11 protein-coding genes are annotated in these 8,915 nt (G+C 71.7%); 6 read left to right on the top strand and 5 right to left on the bottom strand.

Annotated elements, in window-relative coordinates:
• On the top strand, nucleotides 1-724 hold a 724-nt coding region (locus G3I65_RS32195; RefSeq protein WP_160699440.1), incomplete at its 5' end, for a CU044_5270 family protein.
• Between the two features lie 51 nt (nucleotides 725-775).
• On the opposite strand, the gene G3I65_RS32190 is transcribed toward G3I65_RS32195, so the two are convergent.
• A complete protein-coding gene (locus tag G3I65_RS32190) occupies nucleotides 776-1,801 on the bottom strand; it encodes a 6-phosphofructokinase (protein WP_125315627.1) in 1,026 nt (341 codons plus the stop codon).
• A gap of 281 nt (nucleotides 1,802-2,082) precedes the next feature.
• On the opposite strand from G3I65_RS32190, the gene G3I65_RS32185 reads away from it, so the two are divergent.
• Entirely contained in the window at nucleotides 2,083-3,165 is a 1,083-nt protein-coding gene (locus G3I65_RS32185) for a 3-deoxy-7-phosphoheptulonate synthase (RefSeq protein ID WP_160699439.1), read from the top strand.
• A gap of 115 nt (nucleotides 3,166-3,280) precedes the next feature.
• Here G3I65_RS32185 and G3I65_RS32180 read toward each other — a convergent pair whose 3' ends face one another.
• On the bottom strand, nucleotides 3,281-3,769 hold the full coding sequence (locus G3I65_RS32180) for a polyadenylate-specific 3'-exoribonuclease AS (protein WP_160699438.1): 489 nt from the start codon (nucleotides 3,767-3,769) through the stop codon (nucleotides 3,281-3,283).
• A 17-nt stretch (nucleotides 3,770-3,786) separates the two neighbouring features.
• On the bottom strand, nucleotides 3,787-4,548 hold the full coding sequence (locus G3I65_RS32175) for a 1-acyl-sn-glycerol-3-phosphate acyltransferase (protein ID WP_160699437.1): 762 nt from the start codon (nucleotides 4,546-4,548) through the stop codon (nucleotides 3,787-3,789).
• A 209-nt stretch (nucleotides 4,549-4,757) separates the two neighbouring features.
• Between G3I65_RS32175 and G3I65_RS32170 the strand changes: the two genes are divergently transcribed.
• Genes G3I65_RS32170 through G3I65_RS32160 form a run of 3 tightly spaced genes read left to right on the top strand, consistent with a single transcriptional unit; the run spans nucleotide 4,758 to nucleotide 7,189 of the window.
• Entirely contained in the window at nucleotides 4,758-5,525 is a 768-nt protein-coding gene (locus G3I65_RS32170) for a carboxylesterase (RefSeq protein WP_160699436.1), read from the top strand.
• On the top strand, nucleotides 5,522-6,037 hold the full coding sequence (locus tag G3I65_RS32165; RefSeq protein WP_160699435.1) for a hypothetical protein: 516 nt from the start codon (nucleotides 5,522-5,524) through the stop codon (nucleotides 6,035-6,037). The genes G3I65_RS32170 and G3I65_RS32165 overlap by 4 nt, the downstream gene beginning before the upstream one ends.
• 12 nt (nucleotides 6,038-6,049) lie before the next feature.
• Entirely contained in the window at nucleotides 6,050-7,189 is a 1,140-nt protein-coding gene (locus tag G3I65_RS32160) for a glutamate--cysteine ligase (protein ID WP_160699434.1), read from the top strand.
• Here G3I65_RS32160 and G3I65_RS32155 read toward each other — a convergent pair.
• Nucleotides 7,186-8,031, bottom strand: coding sequence for an NUDIX domain-containing protein (locus G3I65_RS32155; protein ID WP_160699433.1), 846 nt, complete (start codon nucleotides 8,029-8,031; stop codon nucleotides 7,186-7,188). The genes G3I65_RS32160 and G3I65_RS32155 overlap by 4 nt on opposite strands.
• Before the next feature lie 26 nt (nucleotides 8,032-8,057).
• Here G3I65_RS32155 and G3I65_RS32150 point away from each other — a divergent pair, with 26 nt between their 5' ends.
• Entirely contained in the window at nucleotides 8,058-8,534 is a 477-nt protein-coding gene (locus tag G3I65_RS32150) for an SMI1/KNR4 family protein (RefSeq protein ID WP_160699432.1), read from the top strand.
• A gap of 1 nt (nucleotide 8,535) precedes the next feature.
• Here the strand turns inward: G3I65_RS32150 and G3I65_RS32145 are convergent.
• Nucleotides 8,536-8,915: ROK family protein (locus G3I65_RS32145; protein ID WP_160699431.1), on the bottom strand; the 380-nt coding region annotated here is incomplete at its 5' end.

Below are 8,915 nucleotides of genomic sequence, written 5' to 3'. Positions count from 1 at the left end.
CACGGCGGCCGGGCTCGCCGTGGCCGCCACCGCCGTCATCGTGCTCACGCCGACGACCCCGACGGCTCCGCCTGCGGCCGCCGGTCCCCAGGAAATCCTGTACCGGGCCGCCGCGGCGGCGCGCGCCCTGCCGGACGTCGAGCCCCGGCCGGACCAGTTCCTCTACACCAGGACGCGGCTCGCGGACGGCCGGGAGAACGAGTTCTGGGCGTCGGTGGACGGGACCCACGACGGGCTCGAGGTCCTCTTCGGCCACGAAACGGAGATCGCCGGCTGCCGCGACGGGAAGCGGGTGCAGAAGGAAGGCCGCGGGCGGACGGTGACCAGCCGGTGCGAGCCGCGTCCGGCCGTCCACCCCGACCTGCCGACGGACGCCGACGCCATGCTCGCCTACCTGCACCGGAGCACCCACGGCGAGGGCGGCACCCTGCACGACCTCGGCCGCGAGGTCGTCGACCTGGCCGGTGGCTACCTGCGGCCGGCGGCGCGGGCCGCGCTCTACGAGGCCGTGGCGAAGGTGCCGGGCCTGGTCGCCCGCGCCGACGCGAAGGACGCCACCGGCCGGGCCGTACTGGGCATCACGTGGAACAGCACGACCGAGCACGGGATCGGCAACCAGGACGAGTTCCTGTTCGACCCGGTCACCTTCGCCTACATCGGCGACGGGACGACCGGCGTGGTGGTCGGCCAGGGCATCGTCGACGAAGTGCGGCAGCGGCCCTGAACGCGCGAAGGGCCGCTCCGGAACTCCGGAGCGGCCCTTCGTGGCGAAGACTCAGCCGAAGAAGACTTCGGCTTCCTGGTAGCGCTCGGCCGGGACCGTCTTCAGCTCGGCCGTCGCCTCGGACAGCTTCACGCGGACGATGTCCGTGCCCTTCAGCGCCACCATCACGCCGAAGTCGCCGTCGGCCACGGCGTCGACCGCGTGCAGGCCGAAGCGGGTCGCGAGGACGCGGTCGTACGCGGTCGGGGTGCCGCCGCGCTGGACGTGGCCCAGGACCACCGCGCGGGACTCCTTGCCGGTGCGGTGGGCGATCTCGTCGGCCAGCCAGGTGCCGATGCCGCCGAGGCGGACGTGCCCGAAGGCGTCCTTCTCGCCGGTCAGCAGCTTCTCCTCGCCGCCCTCGGGCAGCGCGCCCTCGGCGACGACGATGATCGGCGCGTACTCCTTCTCGAAGCGGCTCTCGACGTAGGAGACGACCTGGTCGACGTTGAAGTGCTTCTCCGGCACCAGGATGACGCTCGCGCCGCCGGCCAGGCCGGAGTGCAGCGCGATCCAGCCGGCGTGGCGGCCCATGACCTCGACGACGAGGGCGCGGTGGTGCGACTCGGCGGTGGTGTGCAGCCGGTCGATCGCCTCGGTCGCGATGGAGACCGCGGTGTCGAAGCCGAAGGTGTAGTCGGTGGCGCCCAGGTCGTTGTCGATGGTCTTGGGCACGCCCACGACGCCGACGCCGTCGTCGGTCAGCCGCTTCGCGACGCCGAGGGTGTCCTCGCCGCCGATCGCGATCAGCGCGTCGACGCCCTGGTCGGCCAGGACCTTCTTGATCTTGTCGACGCCGCCCTCGACCTTGTACGGGTTGGTGCGCGAGGACCGCAGGATGGTGCCGCCGCGGGTCAGGATGTCCTCGACGTCGTTGAGGCCGAGCGGACGGCTGTCCCCGGTGAGCGGGCCGTTCCAGCCGTTGCGGAAGCCCACGAAGTCCCAGCCGTGCACCTCGATGCCCTTACGCACCACACCGCGGATGACCGCGTTGAGCCCCGGGCAGTCGCCGCCGCCGGTCAGCACACCGACACGCATGAGAAGCCTCCGTCTGTTCTCTGGAGATGGCAGTCACATTTCGTCGTCCGCCAGAGTAGCGGCTCTCGTCTTGATCGGTGCAGCCCGTACCACCTGCCGAATCGGTCCGCGCCCGGCGTGTGCTACGTTGGCGCCGTGCAGCGCTATTTCTGGTTTACGAAGCCGGCCCCGGGTGGGCACGGCGGCGTGAACCTGCGCTGACCACCACCCCGAGCCGGATCTCCAACCGGCTCGGCGAGTCCCCCGCGGGTCGGTGTCCACCAGGAAGGAACACCCCCGCCATGACGCTCTCCGCCGGCCCCGCCACCATCGGTGACCTCGACGCCGCGCGCACCACGTCGATCAGTCCGCTCATTTCGCCCGCGCTGCTGCGCGAAGACCATCCGGTCGACGCCGCGGTCGCCAAGGTCGTGCGGCACGGGCGCGCCGAAACCGTCGACATCCTCGAGGGCCGCGACGACCGGCTGCTCGTCGTCGTCGGCCCGTGCTCGGTGCACGACCCCGAGGCGGCCCTCGACTACGCCCGCCGGCTGGCCGCGAAGGCCGAGGAGCTGCGCGAAGACATCCACGTCGTGATGCGCGTGTACTTCGAGAAGCCGCGCACGACGCTGGGCTGGAAGGGCCTGATCAACGACCCGGACCTGGACGGCACGTTCGCCGTCAACAAGGGCCTGCGCCTGGCGCGGAAGCTGCTGCTCGACGTGTCCGCGCTCGGCCTGCCGGTCGGCTGCGAGTTCCTCGACCCGATCACGCCGCAGTTCATCGCCGACATCGTCACGTGGGGCTCGATCGGCGCGCGCACGGCGGCGAGCCAGGTGCACCGCCAGCTGTGCAGCGCGCTGTCGATGCCCGTGGGCATCAAGAACTCGACCGAGGGCGACGTCCAGGTGGCGATCGACGCGACCCGCGCGGCGGCCGCGAGCCACGTCTTCCCCGGCATCAACACCGACGGCCTCGCGGCGCTGCTGACGACGTCGGGCAACCCGGACTGCCACGTGATCCTCCGCGGCCACAACGCCGGCCCGAACTACGACGCGGCGACGGTCGCGGACACGCTCGCGCGGCTGGCGAAGTCGGGCCTGCCGGAGCGGGTGATCATCGACGCTTCGCACGGCAACAGCGGCAAGGACCACGTCCGGCAGGGCGCGGTGGTGCGCGAGCTGGCGGCGCGGATCGCGGCCGGCGAGCGCGGGATTTCGGGCCTGATGATGGAGAGCTTCCTGGCCGGCGGGCGGCAGGACCTTTCGCTGGGGCACGCGGAGGAGCTGACCTACGGGCAGTCGATCACGGACGCGTGCTTGGCGTGGGATGACACGGCTCCGCTGCTGGACGAGCTGGCCGCGGCGGTCCGGGCGCGCCGCTGAGAGGTGCCCGACGTAGTGAATGACTCATTCATGTCGTCAGACGACAGGAATGAGTCATTCACTACGTTCGCAAGCCGAAGCCGGACGGGATGGGGCGGAGCGGGCGGTGCCGGGCTCAGCGGCGGGGGAAGTACTCCTCGATGATTTCCCAGCGCGCCAGGTTGTGCTTCGCGTCCGCCAGCGCGTCGTGCTGGTCGGTGGGGGCCGCCGGGAGCTTCGGCTTTCCGGCGTCCTCCCACCGCTGCCGCAGGTCACGCGTGAACCGGGGCAGCTGGCGGGGCAGGGCCGGCATCGGGCCCCATAGCTGGGCCAGCGCCACGTGGTCGTAGGCCGCGAACCAGGCCCACAGCTCGATGCCGCCCGGGGGCTTGCCGAAGAACTCCAGCAGGTCGGCGCGGATCTTCTCGCGGCTGCGCCAGGCCTTGTCGGCCGGCGACGGGAGCTTGTCCAGCACGTTGTCCCGGACCCACTGCCCGGCGCGGGCCGGGTCGAACTCCGTCGACACCGCGTAGAACTCGCGGCCCCGCTCGTCGACGACACCGATGGACACCAGGTCGATCGTCACGCCGTCTTCGATGAACTCGGTGTCGTAGAAAAAACGCACTGGTGAACAGTAGTGGGTCAGCCGACCTTGGAGTCCGGCACCCGGGCCGCGTCGCGCGAAGCCGGCTGAGCGGGCACCTTCGGCTTGACCCCGGCGGCTTCGGCGGCCAGCAGCTCCTTGGCCTTCGCCGCGTAGATGTCGACGTACTCCTGGCCGGACAGCTCCATCAGCGCGTACATGATCTCGTCGGTGATCGACCGCTCGATGAAGCGGTCGCCCGCGAGGCCTTCGTAGCGCGAGAAATCGAGGGGCTTGCCGAAGCGGACCTCGAGGCGGCGGGGCCACCACATCTTGGAGCCGATGGGGTTGACCTTGTCCGTGCCGATCATCGCCACCGGGACGACGACGCCGCCGGACTCCAGCGCGATGCGGGCGACGCCGGTCTTGCCCTTGTACAGGCGGCCGTCCGGGGAGCGGGTGCCCTCGGGGTAGATGCCGAGCAGGTGGCCGGCCTTGACCAGGCGGGTCGCGGTGTCGAGCGCGGCCTGGGCGGCGTTGCCGCCGGACCGGTCGATCGGGAACTGGCCGACGCCGGTGAAGAACCACTTCTTGAGCAGGCCCTTGAAGCCGGGCTCGGTGAAGTACTCGGACTTCGCCGGGAAGGTGACCTTGCGCTTGACCCGCAGCGGCATGAAGAACGAGTCCGCGACCGCCAGGTGGTTGCCGGCGAGGATCGCGCCGCCGGTTTCGGGGATGTTCTCCGCGCCGACGACCTTGGTCGGCCACAGCGTCTTGAGCAGCGGTCCGATGAATACCCACTTCATGAGCCAGTACAGCACCGGTGCCTCAGTCCTCCATCGCAGCTCAGCCCCATTCACCCGCGCCGGACAGCCTACGAACCCGGGTGCCCGCCGCACAACGGAGACCACCCGGTTACCGGCGGGCAGCGATCGATCTCACAGCGAATTCCGGGCCCGGGCGGAGCCCCACAACGCCCGCGAGCCGTGAGAGCATGGACGGATCCACCGCTCACACGGAAGGCGATCGCATGGGCGTGCTCGCCGGCGCGGAACCGTTCGGCCACACCGGTTCGGCCGACACCGGGTTCCTGCTCTGCCACGGGTTCACCGGTACCCCGGCGAGCATGCGGGCCTGGGGTGATCACCTGGCCGGCGCCGGGTTCACCGTGCGCTGCCCGCTCCTGCCCGGCCACGGCACCCGCTGGCCGGACCTCAACCGCACGACGTGGGAAGACTGGTACGGCACGGTCCGCGAAGCGCTCCTCGAGCTGCTCTCGACGTGCAAGACGGTCTTCGTCGGCGGTCTCTCCATGGGCGGCACGCTCACCCTGCGCCTCGCCGAGGAGTTCGGCGACCGGATCGCCGGGATCGTCCTGGTCAACCCGTCGGTGACGCGGCTGAAGTGGGACACGAAGCTGCTGCCGGTGCTGGGCCGGATCGTGCCGTCGGTGCCGGCGATCGCGAACGACATCAAGAAGCCGGGCGAGACGGAGCTGGCCTACCCGCGCACGCCGGTGCGCGCCGCCGCGAGCCTGGCGAAGCTGTGGGCCGTCGTGCGCGCGGACCTGGGCAAGGTCACGCAGCCGGTGCTGCTGCTGCACTCGTCGGTGGACCACGTCGTCGAGCCGGTGAACTCGCAGCTGGTCCTGCAGGGCGTCTCGAGCACCGACGTCACGGAGGTCGTGCTGGAGAACAGCTACCACGTGGCGACGCAGGACAACGACGCCGAGGTCATCTTCTCGCGTAGCGTCGAGTTCGCGAAGACGCACGCCGCACAGCCGGAGGAGACCGCATGAGCCGCGGGAAGGACGGGCCGGAGGACGTCGACGCGACGTTCGCCGAGATCGTCGCCGACCTGCGGGCCGACGGGTTCGGGCTCCCGGAGGACGACACCGCCGACGCCCCGGAGTCCCAGCAGACCGGCACGGCGACCGAGTCGCGGAAGACGCCGGAACGGCCCGCCGAGCCGCCGGCCGCGGACCCCGCCCCGCCCGAGCCCGGCTGGCGCTCCGGGGGCACGTCGTGGGACACCACGATGTTCTCCGACGACCCCGCGGGCGACGACGAGCACTACATCCCGCCGGAGCCGCCGCCGCTGCCGCGGCCGAAGATGGGCGCGTTCCTCATCCTGCTGCTGTTCCTGGCCGGGCTGTTCCTGCTGATCCTGCCCGGCGCGATCGGCGTCGGCCCGACGGTGGCGACCCCGCTCGGCATCCTCGCGCTCGCGACGGCGATCGCGCTCCTGCTGCTCCGCGTCCGGCAGGGACCGCCGCCCGGCGCCGATCCCAGCAACGGCGCCCAGGTCTGACGCGTCACGGCGATGCGCATCGATTTCAGCCCTTCGCGGCGATCGACCGTCGGCGCGGAGTGGGAGCTCGGCCTGGTGGACCGCCGCAGCGGCGAGCTGTCCTCGGTGGCGGAACGGATCCTCGAAGCGGTCCGGCCCGACGGCGCCGCCGAGCACCCGAAGATCAAGCAGGAGCTGCTGCTCAACACCATCGAGATCATCACCGGCGTCTGCGACACGATCGCCGAGGTCAAGGCCGACCTGAACGAGTCCCTCGACGTCGTGCACGGCGTCGCCGACCCGCTCGGCGTGGAGATGTTCTCGGCCGGGACGCACCCGTTTTCGAACTGGTACCAGCAGAAGGTCACCGACAAGGAGCGCTACGCCAAGCTGATCGACCGGACCCAGTGGTGGGGCCGCCAGATGCTGATCTACGGCGTCCACGTGCACGTCGGGGTCGACCACCGCGAGAAGGTCCTGCCGATCCTCGACGCGCTGCTCAACTACGCGCCGCACCTGCAGGCGCTGTCGGCGTCGTCGCCGTACTGGGGCGCCGAGGACACCGGGTACGCGTCGAACCGGGCGCTGATGTTCCAGCAGCTGCCGACGGCCGGGCTGCCGTTCCAGTTCCGGAAGTGGGCGGAGCTGGAGAACTACGTCGACGACATGTTCACCACCGGCGTGATCGACCACTTTTCCGAGATCCGCTGGGACATCCGGCCGGCCCCGCACCTGGGCACGATCGAGATGCGCGTCTGCGACGGGCTGCCGACGCTGCTGGAGGTCGGCGCGATCGCGGCGCTGACGCAGTGCCTGGTCGACGACTTCTGCCAGCGCCTCGACGACGGCGAAATCCTGCCGACGCTGCCGCCGTGGCACGTCCAGGAGAACAAGTGGCGCGCGGCCCGCTACGGCACCGACGCGATCGTCATCCTGGACGCGGCCGGGCGCGAACGGCTGGTCACCGACGACATCGAAGACCTGCTCGACCGGCTGGAGCCGGTGGCGCGGCGGCTGGACTGCGTCGCGGAGCTGCGTGACGTCGAGACGATCCTGGCGCACGGGCCGAGCTACCGGCGGCAGCGGGCGGTCGCGGAAGCGCACAAGGGCAGCCTCAAGGCCGTGATGGCGTCGCTGGTCGCCGAAATGCGCGACGGCATCCCGAAGGACTAAAGGGCGTCGAGCCGGGTGCGCAGGGTGCCGGGGCCGAGGATCGCCGCGCCGAGGGCTTCGACGCGCCGCTTCAGCTCGCGGTCGGCCGTCGCGACCAGGATCCGGGCGTTGGCCTGCTTCGCGACGACCTCGACGATCTTCGAGTCGCCGTCGGTGTCCGCGGCGACGACCTCCACGCCGGGCACGCCCGTGACGTGCTTGGCCTTGCCTTCGACGACCAGGACGATCCGCGGCCACCAGGTCACGGACGCGTCGTCCGGGTCGGCCAGCCCGGCTTCGGCGAGGCGGGCGAGCTGGTCGCGCAGCCGCTCGGCGGCGCCGTGCCGGTCACGCCACCAGCCGTCCGGCCGCGAGCCGACGACGTTGGCCCCGTCGACGACGAGGACGAGCTTCCGCCCGACGCGCGCGGCCAGGTCCGGCCAGGCGGCGGCGAAGTCGCGGTGCAGGGGGTATCCGGGGACGTCTTCGGGGTCCACCCAGCGCACCTCCGCGCTCTCGGTGTTGGCGACCCGCGCTTCGGCGCCTTCGGCGAGCGCGAGCACGGTGGTGTAGCTCCACTCCCCGTGGTCGACGACGGAGGCGGAGACGGTCCGGAAGGCTTCGGCGGGCACGGACGCCTCTTCGAACGCTTCGCGGGCGGCCGCGGTGAGGGCGGTTTCGCCCGCCTCGATGGCCCCGCCGGGCAGCGCCCAAGTGCGGCCGTGGTGCACCCACCAGGCCCGGCGCTGCAGCAGCACCCCGCGCGCGGGGTCGGCGAGCAGCAGCCCGGCGGCGCCGTACCGGCCCCAGTGCAGGTGCCCGCAGGAACACTTGACGAAGACGCTCGCGGACGCGGGACTCACCTTGCCAGAGTGTCACACTCTCCGGCATGACCCGGTTCGACCAGCTCAAGCCCACGTTCTGGGACGGCGGCCCCGGCGAGCCGCTGAGCGCCCGCGAGTTCGCCCACGCCGGCCGCGAGCTGGGCGTCCGCCTGCCGATCGAGCTGGGCGAACTGCTCGGCCTGCGCAACGGCGGCACGGTGGCCGCGTCGTTCGACGCGTTCCCGACGAGCGAGCCGACGTCGTGGAGCGCGACGCACGTGCCGTTCGACGAGCTCCTGGGCGTCGGCGGGCAGCTGTCGATCCTGGATTCCCCGTACCTGAGGTCCGAGTGGGACCTGCCTCGCCAGGTCGTGGTGCTCTCCGGCGACGGGCACACGTGGGTGGCGCTGGACTACCGCCGGTCTTCGCAGCCGTCGGTGACGTGGTTCGACGTCGAGCTGGAGTCGGAGCTGGCACTGGCACCGACGTTCCGGGCGTTCCTGGAAGGCCTGGTGCCGTCGGCGAGCCTCCCGGCGGAGTGACTCAGACCGGGGTCTTGGCCGCTTCCAGGGCTAACGCCGCCGCGCCGACGATCGCCGTGTCATCGCCCAGGTGCGCCGTGCGGATCCGGGCCAGCGGCCGGTGCCGCGCCCCCGTGATCGCGCCCGCGTAGTGCTCGCGCGCCTCGTCCAGGAACAGCGGCGCCGACTCCGACACTCCCCCGCCGATCACGATGATCTCCGGGTCGAACACGTCCGCCACCAGCGCCAGCCCCTCGCCGAGCCACTTGGCCAGCTCCGCCATCGCCAGCTGGGCGATCGGGTCACCGTCGCGCGCCGCGCCCGCCACCCGCCGACCCGTCACCGAGCCGGGGTCGCCCGCGACCTGCGGGGCCAGCACCGTCGAGCGGCCCGGGTGCCGCG

Source organism: Amycolatopsis sp. SID8362, assembly GCF_010550475.1.
Classification (GTDB): Bacteria; Actinomycetota; Actinomycetes; order Mycobacteriales; family Pseudonocardiaceae; genus Amycolatopsis; species Amycolatopsis eburnea.
This window is presented reverse-complemented; position numbering and strand designations above follow the sequence as displayed.